We start from the raw sequence: 14,067 nt of genomic DNA, 5'->3' as shown, positions 1-14,067 counted from the left end.
CGCTAGGCCTCCTCTACGTTGTCGAGCCCCAGCTCGGCCAGGCTCACGCCGCGCGGACGCTCCTTGGAGCGGCGCTCGAGCCACTGCACCAGCATGGCGAGCGGAAAGCAGATGATGAAGTACATAAGACAGCAGACGATGTATCCCTGCAGGTAACCGTACAGACTCACAAAGTTGTCGGAACGGTACATAAGGTCGCCGCCGGCCACAAGCGCCAGCACCGACGTGTTCTTGACCAGATTGAGCGCCTGGTTACACAGCGGCGGCAGAATGATCTTGAACGTCTGGGGCAGCACGATGTACCAGTACGCCTGCGCACGGGTGAAGCCCTGGCTCTGGGCCGCTTCCATCTGACCGCGCGGGACCGCCTCGATACCGGTGCGGATGACCTCCGAAATGTAGGCCGCGTGATACAGGCCCACGCCCAAGAAGCCCAGCACGAACGGCGCGATGCGCACCGGCTGGTCGGCACCGGTTATGGCCTGCAAAAACTGCGGACCGGCCATGTACATAAAGAGCACCTGCACGGGCAACGGGGTGTTCTGGTAAAACTCCACGTACACGCGGCTTATGGCGCGCAGCACGCGCGAACGAGTGGTAGAGAACACGCCCAGCAGCGTGCCCAGCACCAGCGACAGCAGCAGACCGGCAACGACCACCTGCAGTGTCACGCCAAAGCCCTCCCAGAAGGGCCCCATGTTTTGAAATGTCGTCGACCAGCGGTCGGCGTCAAATAATCCTTCGAGCATTTGATTCCTTCCTTGGACGATGCGCCTATACAAGACCCCAGGTCTTGACCTCTTGGTCGAGCCAGCCGTCGGCCAGGCGATCGCAAATCACCTGGTCGACCACGGCCGAAAGGTCGCAGCCCTTCTTGGTCGCCACGCCGTAGCCCTGCTCGCCAAACTTGACCTCGGGCTGCAACAGCTCAACGGTCTCGTTCATGTAACCGGCCAGCGTGGAGCGGTCCATGGCAAAGACGTCGATATTGCCGGCATCGAGCGAGCTCTTGATGATGGGGTAGCCGCTAAAGGCCCTAAACTCGGGCTTACAGCTAAAGCCGTTGTCCTTGATCATCTGCTCGATCAGGCTCTGCGTGGTAGCGCCCTGGCTCACGCCAATGACCTTGCCGTCCAGATCCTCGATCGAGGTAAAGCCCGAACGCTTCTTGACCATGAGTCCCACGTAGTCGGTGCGGTACGGCGTCGAGAAATCCCAGCTCTTCTTGCGCTCGTCGGTGATGGTGTAGGTCGCCGCGACCACGTCGAGTTGGCCGTTATCGATCAGCGGGCCGCGCGTCTTGGGCGTTACGTCGGTAAACTCGACAAGCTCCTGGGCACGGGCCTCCTTGTAGCTCACGCCAAAGACGGCAGCGGCGATCTGGTAGCACAAATCGACTTCCATGCCCTCAAAGCGACCCTTGGCGGTGTCGTAATAGCCGTAGCCGGGAACGTCCTTCTTAACGCCGGCGTTCAGATGGCCACGCGACTTGATGGCCGCAAGCTTGGACCCCTTGTCGGAGCCCTCGCCGCTGGTGGAGTTGCCGCAACCGGTAAGCGCGGTCCCCGTCAGCGCAAGCATGCCGGCACCCGCCAGCTGCAAAAAATGACGGCGCGACACGGCCGCCCTCGTCATATCCGTCATGTCCATCACCGCGCCTAGTGCAGAATCTTGGACAGGAACTCGCGGCAGCGCGGGTTCTCGGGGTTGTCGAAGAAGTGCTCGGGCGTGCCCTCCTCCAGAATGCGACCGTCCTCCATAAAGATGACGCGGTCGGCCACCTGGCGCGCAAAGCCCATCTCGTGCGTCACGCAGATCATGGTGATGTCCTCCTGCGCGAGCTCAATCATAACGTCCAGAACCTCCTGGACCATCTCGGGGTCGAGCGCCGAGGTCGGCTCGTCAAACAGGATGATGGGTTGCTTGGTGCACAGGGCACGGGCGATGGCGATGCGCTGCTGCTGACCACCCGAGAGATTCTGCGGATACTCGCCGGCCTTATGTGCCATGCCGACGCGCTTGAGCGCAGCGATGGCGATCTCGGTCGCCTCCTCCTTGCTCTTCTTTTGCAGTTTGATGGGCGCGAGCGTCAGGTTGCCCAGCACCGTCATGTTGGGATACAGGTTGAACTGCTGAAACACCATGGAACTATACTTGCGAGCCATCTCCAGGTGATTCTTTTTGGTGAGCGGCGTACCGTCGATGACAACCTCGCCCGACGTGGGCTCCTCCAGATAATCGACGCAACGGATGAGCGTCGATTTACCCGAGCCGGAAGGCCCGATCATTACGAGCTTCTCGCCGCGTTTGACGGTGAGGTTGATATCTTTGAGCACATGCAGGTCGCCAAAGTACTTGTTGAGATGCTTGATCTCGATCATGTCTGCCATGAATGTCCCTTCCCTGCGTTTACACGAGTTGAACTATTGTACGGAAAGAATCACGTTTCCGCAGCCCACACTACATTCCCGTAAAGAACCCGCAACCTTCCACCTAGTCATTGGGGACAGACTTAAATGAGTACCTGCTCATTGGGCACTCATTTAAGCCTGTCCCCAATGAGTGCCCAGCCCAGCAAAAAGGGGCGCGACCATGACGGCCACGCCCCCCTAAACATCAACTATGTACCGCTCGGCCCCTACGCGAGTTTGGCTCCGACGATCTTTGCCGCGGCCGGCTTATCGAAGTTGCCACCGGTGGCCTTGCCGAGTGCGCCCATAACCTGGCCCATCTGCTTCTTGGACGTGGCGCCCAGCTCGGCGATAACCTGCTCGATCAGGGCCTCGAGCTCCTCGCCCGAAACCTGCGCGGGCAGCAGGCTCTCCAGAATCTTGACCTGCTCGGTCAGGTTGTCGGTACGCTCCTGGTCGGTGCCGGCCTTGATGGACATCTCCAGCGTCTCGCTCGTCTGCTTGATCAGACGCTTGATCATGCTGTTGACGTCTTCCTCGGTCACATCGCGGCGCTCATTGACCTCGATATTCTTCACCTCGGCCTTAACCTGGCGAATGATGGACAGGCGAACCTTGTCCTTGGCCTTCATGGCCGCAATCATTTCCTTCTGCAGCTCTTCGTTGGTCATCTGCAAATCCTCCTCAATAGTGTGGGCGGCACTCGCGCGAGCACCGCCCCATGATTACTCAGTCGTCGACGAATCGTCGGTCGAACTCTTGGTGACACCCTTCAGACTCACGTTATAGGGTACGTCTTTGGGCATGGGGTTGACGGTGATGTCGGCATCCTTCTTGTACTGCTCCAGCCACTCGCTGTACGCGGTGCTGGCCGCTTGCGTCTTCACCACGTTGGAGACGTACTTTTTGATGTCCTTGGGCACCTGGTTGATGTCATCAACCTGATTATCGACATGGAAGTAGTCGGTGCACTTGATGATGTGGTAGCCATAGGTCGACTCGACGACTTCGCTCACGTCGCCCTTGTTGAGTCCCTCGAGCGCCGTCTGGTAGCTGTCGACAAAGGTGGTGAGCTTATCCCAGCCCACATCGCCCTTCTTCTCCTTGGAACCGGTGTCCTCGGAGTACTGCTCAACGGCGTCCTCAAAGCTCAGCTCACCGGAGTTGATCTTGTCCAGGCACTCCTGCGCCTTGGCCTTGGCGGCAGCCTTGTCCTCGTCGGAAGCGTCGGAATCAACCTTGATCAGGATGTTCGACGAGCGGCGGGCGTCGTTGTAGCTGGACAGATTTTCGTTGATGTAATCGACAATCTCGCTGTCCTTGGGCTTGCTCGTGGGCGCGACGGCATCCTTGAGTTTCTGTTGCGCCAGACTCTCCTTGAGCGAGTCCTTGTAGGTGTCCTCGGTATAGCCGTAGGTCTTGAGGGTCTTCTTAAAGGCCTTGGCTCCGCCCGCGCTCTTGCACGCGTCCTTCCAAGCCTTCTCGACCTCCTCGTCCGACACCGTCACGCCGTTCTCCTTCTGTGCCTGTTGAAGCAGAATCTGCTGCGTGTAGGAGTCGATGAGTTGCTTGCGGTACTTCTTGGGCGTGAGGTCGTTGCCAACCAGATACTGCGCCCAATCCTCATCCTTGGTGTAGCCGTAGGACGTGCGCATGCTCATGATCTGCTTGGTCACGGTGTCCTCGGTAAGGTTGGTGCCGTTGATAGTGGCAGCAACACCGCCGGTCAGCTTGTAGCCCGAGGTGTCCTCAGCCTGCGACATAAGGCCGGAGCACGCCATCGCCGAGACGGAAAGCAGCATCGCCAGCACGCCGATGACCACCAGAACGATCTTGACGGTCTTAGACACGTACGTCTTGCGCTGCTTCTTGCGAGAGCTGGAGGCAGCGCGGGCCTGCTGCTCGGGCGTCGGCGCGGCCTCGGAGTTCTTTTTCTTATTTGCCATAGTTGGCCTTTCGCATAACGAATCGAACAAACGCCATTGTGTCACAACGCAGCCCCCGCGGCACGCTTGGTGCATTGGGGACAGATTAATCTGCACCATTTTGGTGCAAAGGGGACAGCTCTGGCAGCCGGCAGTTAGGGACAGTCCCCAAGTGCCGACTCAGCCCCACCTTAGAAGTGGCGGCGGATGGCGTCGACCATGCCCTGGGGCGTGGTCTGGCCGAGCACGTCGGCTGCGGCATCGGCGCCCATAAAGATGTTCATGAGTGCCTGCAGGGCCTCGACCTGGCCGCCCGGCTCGGCGATGCCAAGATTGATGACGATCTGCGCCGGCACCGGAGCGCCCATGCCAGCCATAGCGTTAAATGTCACGGGCGCGGCGGGCTTCACCACCGCGATATAGGGCTTGGTCACAAACCCCGGATCGGTATGCGGAATGGCAATGTTTGCCGCCGGCATAGCGAGACCCGTGGGATAGGCATCCTCGCGCGTGCGGACGGCATCGAGCCAACCGGATGCAATGTAGCCATGTGGTGCAAGCTCGCCCTCAAGCCGCGCGAACACCTCATCCGGCGTCGCACACTCCCAATCAAAAAACACCAACTCAGGCGTAAACAGCGCTTCGTTATCCGCCATGCGCTCACCTCTCTCACCTAGTCATCGGAGGCGTTCTTGAATGACTAGTCGTTAAAGACCGTCCCCGATGACTACCCAAAACAAAAGGTGGCCACGCGCGCCTTGGCGCCAATGACCACCCTGACTACTCGGCTAAATTGTACTGTGCACCGCTAGCCGCGGGGCGCATCAATTGCGACCTTGCCGCTCTCCAGCACGTGGACACGGCCGTCGGCGAGCATCTGAACAACCTCGGGATACAGCACGTGCTCAATCGCATGGATGTGCTCCTCGAGCGTGTCGACATCCCAGCCCTCCTCAACAGCCAGCGCGCGCTGGGCGATGATGGGGCCGTTGTCGTAGATCTCGTTGGCAATATGCACGGTCACGCCAGTCACCTTGACACCGCGCGCAAAGGCATCGTCGATCGCATGCGCACCGGTAAAGCTCGGCAGCAGCGCCGGATGCAAGTTGACCACGCGGTTGGGAAACGCCGCCAGCAGCGGCGTGTGCACCATGCGCATGTAGCCGGCCATGACCACATACTCGCAGCCGCGCTCGAGAAGCTCGTGCGCCATGATCTCGTCGGCGGCAATAGGGTCGGCATAGACATCCTTGGACAGCGTGAGCGTCTGGATGCCCGCGCGCTCAGCGCGCTGCAAACCCTTAGCCGAAGGACGGCTCGACACCACAAGCTCAATCGAAGCGTTGAGCTTGCCGGCGGCGATCAGATCGATCAACGCCTGCAGGTTGGTACCCGAACCGCTGATGAGCACACCGATCTTGAGCGGCTCGGCCGTATCGGTGCCGGTCGGACGGGTGTAGGGCACAAAGCCCAGGCCCTCGGCAGCAGCCATCTGCTCGTTAGCGCTCATCGGAGTACACGACCTTACCGGAACCCTCGACGCACTCGCCCACGCGGAACGGCTTCTCGCCCAGCGCGACCAGGGCCTCGGTAACCGCGGCCTCGTCCTCGGGGGCGACGATCAGGCACAGGCCAACGCCCATGTTGAAGGTCTTGCACGCCTCGTTGGGCGCAAGCTCGGCCTGGCACGACACATAGGTGATGACGGGCGGAACGTCCCAACCCATCTCGGCACCGTTGCGGGTGACCACGGCGTCGACGTCGTCGGCGAGCGCGCGGTTGAGGTTCTCGGTAATACCGCCGCCAGTGATGTGGGCGATAGCGTGCACGTTGGCGCCGCCGCGCAGCAACTCAAGAATCGGCTTGACATAGATGCGCGTGGGGGCCAACAGGGCGTCTGCCAGCGATGCGCCGCCGAGCTCCTCGAGCGGACGGCTCAGCTCCTCGGCCTTAGCGGCGGCCTCGGGCGTGCCCGGCTTAATACCGTCGACGCCGATGACCTTACGCACGAGCGAGTAGCCGTTGGAGTGCACGCCGGTGGAAGGCAGGCCCAGAATCACGTCGCCGGGGCGGACGTTCGCGGGGTCGAGCATCTTGGGACGGTCGACGACGCCCACGGTAAAGCCGGCAAGGTCGTAGTCGGCCGGAGCCATGACGCCGGGGTGCTCGGCCATCTCACCGCCCACGAGCGCGCAGCCCGCGAGCTTGCAGCCGTCGGCCACACCCTTGATGATCTTTGCCATGTGCTCGGCCTCAATGTGGCCGATGGCAACGTAGTCCAGGAAGAACAGCGGCTCGGCGCCCGAAGCCAAAATGTCGTTGACGCACATGGCGACCAGGTCCTGGCCCACCGTCTCGTGACGATCCATGATCTGGGCGAGCACAAGTTTGGTGCCCACGCCGTCGGTACCGCTGATCAGAATCGGGTCCTCCATATCCTTAAGCGCGGCGGCCGAGAATAAGCCACCAAAGCCACCGATACCGCCGATGACCTCGGGACGATTGGTGTCCTTAACCATTTGCTTAATAGCGTCGACGGCTCGGCCGCCCTCGGCGGTATCGACGCCGGCATCCTCATACGTCACATGCTTGCTGTCGCTCATCTGAGCCTTCCTCTCCCACTACCGTGGCGCCGCCCGGGCGCCAAACGGTGCTCATAGTTGCGTTCATTTCGGCGCGCGCCATAACAGCACGCGCCGTCATATCAACAAAACAGCAGGTAAAACCTACCAAAATGAACCTGTTCCTACATGGCAGGTTTTAGGCCTCGCCGTGCTTCTCTTCCCAGCTGCGGTCGTCGTATTTCTCGACCACGGCGTCGTCGTCAAAATGCAGCGGCTTATCCAGGTTTCGGGGCTTAAAGCCCTCCATAAACTTGTCGCGGCCAAAGCTCTCGGGAATCGCCACGGGGTAGCGGCCGGTAAAGCACGCATCGCAGTAGCCGCCCTTGGGCATGACCTTCAGCAGGCCCTCGACCGAAAGGAAGGCCAGCGAATCGGCGCCGATATACTCGCAAATCTCGTCGACCGTCTTGTTGGCGCTGATAAGCTGCGACTGCACGTCGGTATCGATACCGTAGAAACACGGCCAGATGACCTCGGGCGAGTTGATGCGGATATGAATCTCCTTGGCGCCAGCGTTGCGCAGCATCTTGACGAGCTGCACCATGGTGGTGCCGCGCACGATGGAGTCGTCGATGACGACCAGGCGCTTGCCCTCGATGTTGTCGCGCAGCGGGTTGAGTTTCATGCGCACGCCCATGGCGCGCAGCTCCTGCGTAGGCTCGATAAACGTACGGCCCACATAGCGGTTCTTGATGAGGCCCTCGCCAAAGGGAATGCCACTCTCGTGCGAATAGCCCTCCGCGGGCGGCAGGCCGGAGTCGGGCACGCCGATGACCAGGTCGGCCTCGACGGGCTCCTCATGTGCCAGCTGACGACCCATGTCATAACGGCAGGCGTAGACGCTCTTGCCGTTCATGATGGAATCGGGGCGAGCAAAGTAGACCTGCTCAAAAATGCAGTTAGCAGGCTCTTCGGCGGCAGGCACGCCCTGCTCGGACACAAGGCCCTCGGCGCTGATGCGCAAAATCTCACCGGGACGGACGTCGCGGACGTACTCGGCGCCCACGATATCGAGCGCGCAGGTCTCGGAGGCAACGACCCAGCCGCCGGCGCGCGTGACATGGGTGGTGGCGTCGACCGTCGCGGCGCCGTCCTGCGACGGCAGCTGCGAAACGGATGCGGCATCGGCCTGGTCCAGGCCCTCATCCACCAGCTTGCCCAGCACGAGCGGGCGAATGCCGTGCGGATCGCGGAATGCGTAGAGCGCCTGCTCGTTGATGAGCGTCATGGCGTAGCCGCCGCGCACGAGCTCCATGGTCTTGCGAATGCCCTCGCGCAGATGGCCAGTACGCTGAGTAAAGTAGCCGATGAGTTTGGTCGCGACCTCGGAATCCGAGTTGGAGAGGAACGGTACGCCCAGCTCGATCAGCTGGCGACGCAGCTCGTCGGTGTTGACGAGGGTGCCGTTGTGCGCGAGCGCGATAATGACGCTATTGATGGTAGAGAGGTGCGGCTGAGAGGCTTCCCAGCTCTTGGCGCCGGCGGTGCCGTAGCGCACATGACCCACGGCCAGCTGACCGGAGAGCGTCGACAAGTCGGCATTGGAGAACACGCGGTCGAGCAGGCCCAGATCCTTGCGGACCATAACCGTACCGCCGTCACCAACGGCGATTCCCGCCGATTCTTGGCCGCGATGCTGCAGTGCACGCAGGCCAAAGTACGTCAGTCGAGCCACGTCGCGATCGGGCGCCCAGACACCAAAAACGCCGCATTCCTCATGCAGCTGGTCAGAGTCCGGATCATACGTCGACATGGCGTTCACCTGTCCCGCGGCACGCTCGGCCGCGCGGATGGTTTCTTGAGACATGGCATCCCCTCAGAGCCTCGTATTTTGGCGTTACCCGCCTTATTATACGCACGGCGCGACGCGCTCCCCCGCGCATGAGCAGCGCTTTTTAAAAGCCCACCGAGCTTATTATCCGTTTTGCGACCAAACATTTTATTGGGTAGTCCACTCTCAGGGGCAACGGCCTCGAAGACTTCCCGTGCGCCGTGTCTCGCCCGCGCTAGGGGCTACATTGTTGCAATTGGGACGTTCGTCCTGTCTTTTAGCTGGTCGTCGGCGTATCCTTGTAGGCTACTACAAGACGAGAAAGGTAGCGTATGGATCGAAATCAACTCGACCCCAGTGTCCCCAGCACCACGGAGGCCAAGAAGATCCCCCTTATCATCAAGGTCTACGCAGTCCTGTGCACCCTATCTGGCGTGGGCACGCTCCCGTCAGTCGCCGTCTTTATGTGGCAGGTCATCACCGCACTCATTAACGGCAACGTCGCCGCTAAGCTCGGTGATAACACCCTGGTCGCGGTTGGCCTTATCGTCGCCGGCATTATGCTCTCGGCGGCAAGCGCGATCATCTTGATCGTCTTTGGCCTGGACCTCATCAAGGACCAGCGGCGCAATGCCGCCCGCCTGTCTTACGTCCTCATCGCATTTACCGTCGTGGAGCTTTTAGTTGACGTGATGCTCCAGGGCATCGGACCCTTCCTGCTGCGCCCCGCCGTCCAGCTTGTCATCCTCATTGCGCTGTCGGCCACCGTCGACCCCACGCTACGCCAGGAGCGCGAACTGCAGCGCCGTCTGCAAGAGATGCTCGACCGCGATGCCGCCGCCGAGGGGATGCTCGGCCGCGACGAAACCGGCGAGGGCTACATCAAGCTCAACTACTTCAACCTGTTCTGGGTATTCTTCGTCTGCAGCGTGTTAGGTCTCATTCTCGAGGAAGTCTGGCATATGGTCGTCGTCGATCCCGGCGTCTATCAGGACCGTGCCGGTATGCTATTTGGCCCCTTTAGCCCCATCTACGGATTTGGCGCGGTGCTCATGACCATGGCGCTCAACCGCTTCTATAAAAAGAATCCTCTGATCATTTTCCTGGTAAGTGCCCTGATCGGCGGCGCTTTCGAGGTGTTTGTAGGCTGGTTTATGCAGACCTCATTTGGCGTGGTGTCGTGGAGCTATTCACACATTAGGCTATTCGGCATGCCCGATCCCATCGCGGTATTAACCGGGGGACGCACATGCACGCCGTTTGCCTGCATGTGGGGCCTGGGTGGCCTCATCTGGATCAAGGTCTTGCTGCCGCGCCTGCTTAAGCTCATCAATATGATTCCATGGAAACGCCGCTACTCTGCTACCGTCATCCTGACCGCCGTCATGTTGATCGACGGCGTCATGACGTTGCAATCGCTCGACTATTGGTATCAGCGCGTCAACGGAACCGTTCGAAATATTCCCGTCGCACAGTTCTATGACAAGCATTTCGATAACGAATATATGGAGAACCGTTTTCAGAGTATGACCATGAGCCCCAAGGACGCCACACGCGTGTAGCAAACGCCAGAGCAAAATAGCTCCAACACATCAAAGCCCGCTGGCAGATCTGAACTGCGCCCCAAATCTTGGACGCCCTAAATAGCGACTAGGCCGCAAGGGCCTGATTCCGGAACTCCTCCGGGGTCAGGCCCTTCAATCTTACCTGCCTCCGGCTCGTGTTCCAGTGGACTATGTATTCCTCCAGGTCGCGTTTGAAATCCTCGAACGTCTTCCACTCGCGGCCCCTGTAGAACTCGTCCTTGACGTGGCCGAAGAGCTGCTCGGTGGCGGCATTGTCGATGCAGTTCGCCTTCCTGGACATGCTCTGGACGATGCCGGCGGCCTCGAGCCTGGATGTGTACGAGGCGTGCTGGTACTGCCAGCCCCGGTCCGAGTGCATGGTCGGGGCGGCGCCCTCGGGGATCTTGGGCAGCAGCTCGTCGAGCATCCTCGCCTGCTGGGCCATGTCGGGCGTGGTCGATATGTCGCTCGCCACGATCTCCTTGGTGCAGAAGTCCAGCGTCGGGGCCCAGTAGGCCTTGCCGCCGGCCACCTTGAACTCGGTGACGTCCGTCCCCAGCTTCTGCCACGGGGCCCCGGCGTCGAAATCCCTCGCGATCACGTTCTCGAACGTCCTGCCGACGACGCCCCTGTACGAGTTGTACCTGTGGTAGGCCGTCTCGCGCCTGATGCCGCAGCGGATCCCCATCTCGCGCATCATCTTGAGCACGGTCTTGTCGGCTATCACGGCCCCCTCTTCCGCCCTGAGGCACATCGCTATCTGCCGGTGCCCGCAGCCGTTGGCGGTGCGCGAGAAGATCTCGGCGGCCGCCTCCCAGAGCTCGGCGCGCGTGCCCCTCGGCGCGCAGGGCCGCGACCGCTTCGGCCTTCGCCCTGGTCAGAGCCCGTCCCTCTCGACCAGGGCGCGTAATTTTTTTAGGTAGGCCACCTCGGCCTCGAGTCCACGGCACCGCTCCTCGAGCTCCTCCTCGCGGGTCCGCGGCCTCGCCCTGGAACCGCTCGGCCGGCCCTTGGGCCTCGGGCGCAGGGCCTCCGCGCCGCCCCGGCGGTATAGCGCGCACCACTTCTTGAGCGGCGACATCGACATTATGCCGAACGCCGCCATCGCCTCGGTCTTCGTCATGCCGCCGTCGACGACGGCGGAGGCGGCGGCGACCTTCTGCTCGTATGTGCACCTGCCCTGCTTTCCGTCCATGCGCAGCAGCACCTCGCTCCCGAACGCGCGGTATATCTCCTGCCATCTTCTCACGGCTTCCGCGGGAAGCGAAAGGGCAATCGCGGCAGATTTATACCCGTGCCCGAGCTCGAAGAGCCCTATGGCCGCCTTCCTGGCCTCGACATCATGCTTCACCCTCAAATCAACGCGCATAAAGAAAGCCTCCCATTTCTCATGTCCAAGAAATGGGAGGCAGTTCAATCTACATGAACTGCCGGCGGGCTTTCGCTATAGACAGACTCGGATTGCCGACGAGGCCTTACGCCTCGCGCTCGACCTCGCTCACGCACTCGTTCTTGATGGTGCCGACGAGCGACTGCAGCGCATCGACCACATGCGGGCGAATGTCTCCGCCAATGAGCACGAGCATGATGTCGTCGCCCACGGTAAGCTCGCCGCTCGCCAGCCACATGCGCACATAGCCGATACCCGGCATCGTGCGCGTCGCCTCGATAGCGGCCTGCACCTTTTCGGCATCGAAGCCAAACACCATGCCGCCCACCTTGTGGCCTGGCGCCACGCCATCGGTCTCGACTCCGCGCACTTCGGCCTTGGGCGTCGCGCGCACCACGCCGTTGTGTGTCAGGTACATCCCACAATCAGCCGCCGAAACATCGGCCTTGGCTTCGCGCAGCCAAGCATCAACCGAAGGCATCGATTTGCCGTTCTCAAGCATCATTTCTCCTTTCACCGTCATTGAGTAGCCCATAATCTATTCCTCGACCGGCGTGAGCACCATGACGGCACGTGTGTTGCTCAGCGATAACGAACGACAGGTCACAAGCGTTACGACCTTGGTTGCCGAAGCGGCACGATCGATGGCATCGCTCGCCACGGCAGAGGCACCGTCGAGCATCTCGGACAGGTAGTTCTTGAGCCCGTCGTCGCCCTCAAAATTGGTCGTGCGCGCCTTGGCATACGTGTCCTCGACAACTTTGGTCGCCAGTGGTCGCAGTTTATACGTAGCATCCCGTGTGATGTAATACACGAACTCGATGCTATCGAACGTTGCCTGATCAGTGGTGTCCGAAATCACGTTGAACATCGACCCGTCATTCATGTGGTGGCCGTAGATCGTGGTCTGCTGATCCACCATGCCCGGCGCGGTGTCATTGCTATCCAGGAAAATGGCCCCGGATGCATTGGCCGTACCGTCGAACAGCGTGTTGAGGTATTTGGAGTTGTTGTTGGTCTGCACCACGGGATAGTTGATGTTGGTTCCCGGCGCGTAAATCCAACCCACAACCTCGGGATTTGTCTGGGCAAGTGCATCGAAGTCGATAATCGGCACGCCGCTGGCGTCCTTATCGCTTACATATTGCTTCTCGATTTTCTGGTACGAATCGCTTGCCTGTTTATAGCCAATCTGAGCATTGATAAAGATAGCGGCGGCGGCGACAATCAGGCCGATGCCGATGATGATGAGCAGAATGGGAATAATGGAGCGGCGCTTTTTGCGCGGCGGCTCGGTGTAATCCGACGGCGCGGCATGCGATGAAGACCGGGGCGGCTTCTTAGCGTTGCTATAAGATGAAGGTCGATATGCGGCTGGCGCGTCCTGTCGACGATGCGTCGCCGGCATCACGGGGCGCGGCGCGCGCGGCTGCTGAGGAGAGGATGTCCGACCCTGCTGTGCCGCATGGGCAGCACCCGGCTTCGACGGATCGGGAATCTGAGAAGCCTTGAATCGTTTTCCCTGATAGTCGGACATGGCTCTCCTTATACTGCGGTGAAACGGCGGAACGCCTAGGCGTCGGCCATCTCCTGCTTCATCTTCTCGATAACCTTGCGGTACTCGGGGTCGCAAGCGCCTAGAATCTGCGTGGCGTAGATGGCGGCGTTCTTGGCGCCGTTGATGGCAACGCAGGCCACAGGCACACCCGAAGGCATCTGCACCATCGACAGCAGCGAATCCATACCGCCCAGGTCACTCGTCTTCATAGGCACGCCGATAACCGGCAGCGGCGTGAAGGCAGCCACGACACCACCCAGGTGAGCGGCCTTGCCGGCGGCGGCAATAATCACTTTGATACCGCGATCGGAAGCAGTCGAGGCCCACTCATGGACCTTCGCCGGCGTGCGGTGTGCGCTCGCAATGACGAGCTCATAGGGCACGCCGAGCGCCTCGAGCTCGGCGGTGCAACCTTCCATAACGCCCAGATCGGACTTGGAGCCCATGATGATCCCGACAACCGGCTTCTGACCTGCCATAAACAAAGACCTCCTGTTGAGAGCGGCGACGCGGCGGATCCGCGACCCTTAACTACTGAGAGTAGTATAGCTGCTCCCGTCCCTGCGGTCTTTGTGGCGGCGGCTGAGCCTTTCCCTCGGGAACTGGGCTTCGCGAAGTTTCCCGAGGGAAAGGCTCAGCCGCCGCCCTGCGACCTACCGGGGATTGCCATGACGTACGTTGGCTGAAATATTAACGTGGGATCCGCCGTTCGAACGAACGGCGGATCCCACACTCACTTTTTATTCAGCCCTAGTCATCGCGCAAAGCCCCTTCGGCAGCACACGGTGCAACCGAGTCACCGCAGGCCGGGGCGGGAGGCGGA

General features: G+C 60.7%; 14 protein-coding genes and 1 pseudogene. 1 reads left to right on the top strand and 14 read right to left on the bottom strand.

The genetic code is table 11. The annotated features are described in order from the left end of the window. Window positions 1-2 precede the first annotated feature (2 nt). The 9 genes from LK493_RS07490 to LK493_RS07450 all read right to left on the bottom strand — a co-directional run bounded on the left by LK493_RS07490 (window position 3) and on the right by LK493_RS07450 (window position 8,767). Entirely contained in the window at window positions 3-749 is a 747-nt protein-coding gene (locus tag LK493_RS07490) for an amino acid ABC transporter permease (RefSeq protein WP_035136546.1), read from the bottom strand. Between the two features lie 25 nt (window positions 750-774). Further along, on the bottom strand, window positions 775-1,650 hold the full coding sequence (locus LK493_RS07485) for a transporter substrate-binding domain-containing protein (protein WP_195246385.1): 876 nt from the start codon (window positions 1,648-1,650) through the stop codon (window positions 775-777). Window positions 1,651-1,658: 8 nt separating this feature from the next. Then, on the bottom strand, window positions 1,659-2,390 hold the full coding sequence (locus tag LK493_RS07480) for an amino acid ABC transporter ATP-binding protein (protein ID WP_022094215.1): 732 nt from the start codon (window positions 2,388-2,390) through the stop codon (window positions 1,659-1,661). Window positions 2,391-2,638: 248 nt separating this feature from the next. Further along, on the bottom strand, window positions 2,639-3,082 hold the full coding sequence (locus tag LK493_RS07475) for a GatB/YqeY domain-containing protein (protein ID WP_006235801.1): 444 nt from the start codon (window positions 3,080-3,082) through the stop codon (window positions 2,639-2,641). A 54-nt stretch (window positions 3,083-3,136) separates the two neighbouring features. Continuing rightward, the gene (locus LK493_RS07470) at window positions 3,137-4,357 is read right to left on the bottom strand and encodes a peptidylprolyl isomerase (RefSeq protein WP_227790615.1); all 1,221 of its coding nucleotides are present in this window, start codon (window positions 4,355-4,357) and stop codon (window positions 3,137-3,139) included. A gap of 170 nt (window positions 4,358-4,527) precedes the next feature. Then, window positions 4,528-4,992, bottom strand: coding sequence for a PTS sugar transporter subunit IIA (locus LK493_RS07465; RefSeq protein WP_227790614.1), 465 nt, complete (start codon window positions 4,990-4,992; stop codon window positions 4,528-4,530). Window positions 4,993-5,144: 152 nt separating this feature from the next. Continuing rightward, the gene (gene purN, locus LK493_RS07460; protein WP_227790613.1) at window positions 5,145-5,846 is read right to left on the bottom strand and encodes a phosphoribosylglycinamide formyltransferase; all 702 of its coding nucleotides are present in this window, start codon (window positions 5,844-5,846) and stop codon (window positions 5,145-5,147) included. Beyond that, window positions 5,836-6,939, bottom strand: a complete 1,104-nt coding sequence (gene purM, locus LK493_RS07455) for a phosphoribosylformylglycinamidine cyclo-ligase (protein ID WP_227790612.1) — start codon at window positions 6,937-6,939, stop codon at window positions 5,836-5,838. The genes purN and purM overlap by 11 nt, the downstream gene beginning before the upstream one ends. A 157-nt stretch (window positions 6,940-7,096) precedes the next feature. Next, complete coding sequence (locus tag LK493_RS07450; RefSeq protein ID WP_225094067.1) at window positions 7,097-8,767, bottom strand: amidophosphoribosyltransferase; 1,671 nt, start codon at window positions 8,765-8,767, stop codon at window positions 7,097-7,099. Between the two features lie 296 nt (window positions 8,768-9,063). Here LK493_RS07450 and LK493_RS07445 point away from each other — a divergent pair, with 296 nt between their 5' ends. Beyond that, the gene (locus LK493_RS07445; protein ID WP_148331752.1) at window positions 9,064-10,293 is read left to right on the top strand and encodes a putative ABC transporter permease; all 1,230 of its coding nucleotides are present in this window, start codon (window positions 9,064-9,066) and stop codon (window positions 10,291-10,293) included. Between the two features lie 88 nt (window positions 10,294-10,381). Here the strand turns inward: LK493_RS07445 and LK493_RS07440 are convergent. From LK493_RS07440 to purE, 5 genes and pseudogenes are all read right to left on the bottom strand, one after another. After that, a pseudogene (locus LK493_RS07440) lies at window positions 10,382-11,137 on the bottom strand (IS3 family transposase); the annotation flags it as partial. Between the two features lie 36 nt (window positions 11,138-11,173). After that, window positions 11,174-11,665 carry a helix-turn-helix domain-containing protein gene (locus LK493_RS07435; protein WP_227790611.1) on the bottom strand — a complete coding sequence of 164 codons (492 nt, stop codon included), beginning with the start codon at window positions 11,663-11,665 and terminating at the stop codon, window positions 11,174-11,176. A 106-nt stretch (window positions 11,666-11,771) separates the two neighbouring features. After that, window positions 11,772-12,188: a molybdenum cofactor biosynthesis protein MoaE gene (locus LK493_RS07430; RefSeq protein WP_227790610.1), complete on the bottom strand. Its 417-nt coding sequence runs from the start codon at window positions 12,186-12,188 to the stop codon at window positions 11,772-11,774. A gap of 36 nt (window positions 12,189-12,224) precedes the next feature. Next, entirely contained in the window at window positions 12,225-13,223 is a 999-nt protein-coding gene (locus LK493_RS07425; protein WP_227790609.1) for a class B sortase, read from the bottom strand. A 35-nt stretch (window positions 13,224-13,258) separates the two neighbouring features. After that, window positions 13,259-13,723: a 5-(carboxyamino)imidazole ribonucleotide mutase gene (purE, locus tag LK493_RS07420; RefSeq protein ID WP_227790608.1), complete on the bottom strand. Its 465-nt coding sequence runs from the start codon at window positions 13,721-13,723 to the stop codon at window positions 13,259-13,261. Window positions 13,724-14,067 lie beyond the last annotated feature (344 nt).

Source organism: Collinsella aerofaciens (assembly GCF_020709435.1).
Lineage (GTDB): Bacteria > Actinomycetota > Coriobacteriia > Coriobacteriales > Coriobacteriaceae > Collinsella > Collinsella aerofaciens_AU.
This window is presented reverse-complemented; position numbering and strand designations above follow the sequence as displayed.

Bases quoted from the DNA above. Each gene is read 5' to 3' on its own strand.
- LK493_RS07490 (WP_035136546.1), bottom strand. From the start codon at position 749: ATGCTCGAAGGATTATTTGACGCCGACCGCTGGTCGACGACATTTCAA.
- LK493_RS07485 (WP_195246385.1), bottom strand. From the start codon at position 1,650: ATGGACATGACGGATATGACGAGGGCGGCCGTGTCGCGCCGTCATTTT.
- LK493_RS07480 (WP_022094215.1), bottom strand. From the start codon at position 2,390: ATGGCAGACATGATCGAGATCAAGCATCTCAACAAGTACTTTGGCGAC.
- LK493_RS07475 (WP_006235801.1), bottom strand. From the start codon at position 3,082: ATGACCAACGAAGAGCTGCAGAAGGAAATGATTGCGGCCATGAAGGCC.
- LK493_RS07470 (WP_227790615.1), bottom strand. From the start codon at position 4,357: ATGGCAAATAAGAAAAAGAACTCCGAGGCCGCGCCGACGCCCGAGCAG.
- LK493_RS07465 (WP_227790614.1), bottom strand. From the start codon at position 4,992: ATGGCGGATAACGAAGCGCTGTTTACGCCTGAGTTGGTGTTTTTTGAT.
- purN (WP_227790613.1), bottom strand. From the start codon at position 5,846: ATGAGCGCTAACGAGCAGATGGCTGCTGCCGAGGGCCTGGGCTTTGTG.
- purM (WP_227790612.1), bottom strand. From the start codon at position 6,939: ATGAGCGACAGCAAGCATGTGACGTATGAGGATGCCGGCGTCGATACC.
- LK493_RS07450 (WP_225094067.1), bottom strand. From the start codon at position 8,767: ATGTCTCAAGAAACCATCCGCGCGGCCGAGCGTGCCGCGGGACAGGTG.
- LK493_RS07445 (WP_148331752.1), top strand. From the start codon at position 9,064: ATGGATCGAAATCAACTCGACCCCAGTGTCCCCAGCACCACGGAGGCC.
- LK493_RS07435 (WP_227790611.1), bottom strand. From the start codon at position 11,665: ATGCGCGTTGATTTGAGGGTGAAGCATGATGTCGAGGCCAGGAAGGCG.
- LK493_RS07430 (WP_227790610.1), bottom strand. From the start codon at position 12,188: ATGCTTGAGAACGGCAAATCGATGCCTTCGGTTGATGCTTGGCTGCGC.
- LK493_RS07425 (WP_227790609.1), bottom strand. From the start codon at position 13,223: ATGTCCGACTATCAGGGAAAACGATTCAAGGCTTCTCAGATTCCCGAT.
- purE (WP_227790608.1), bottom strand. From the start codon at position 13,723: ATGGCAGGTCAGAAGCCGGTTGTCGGGATCATCATGGGCTCCAAGTCC.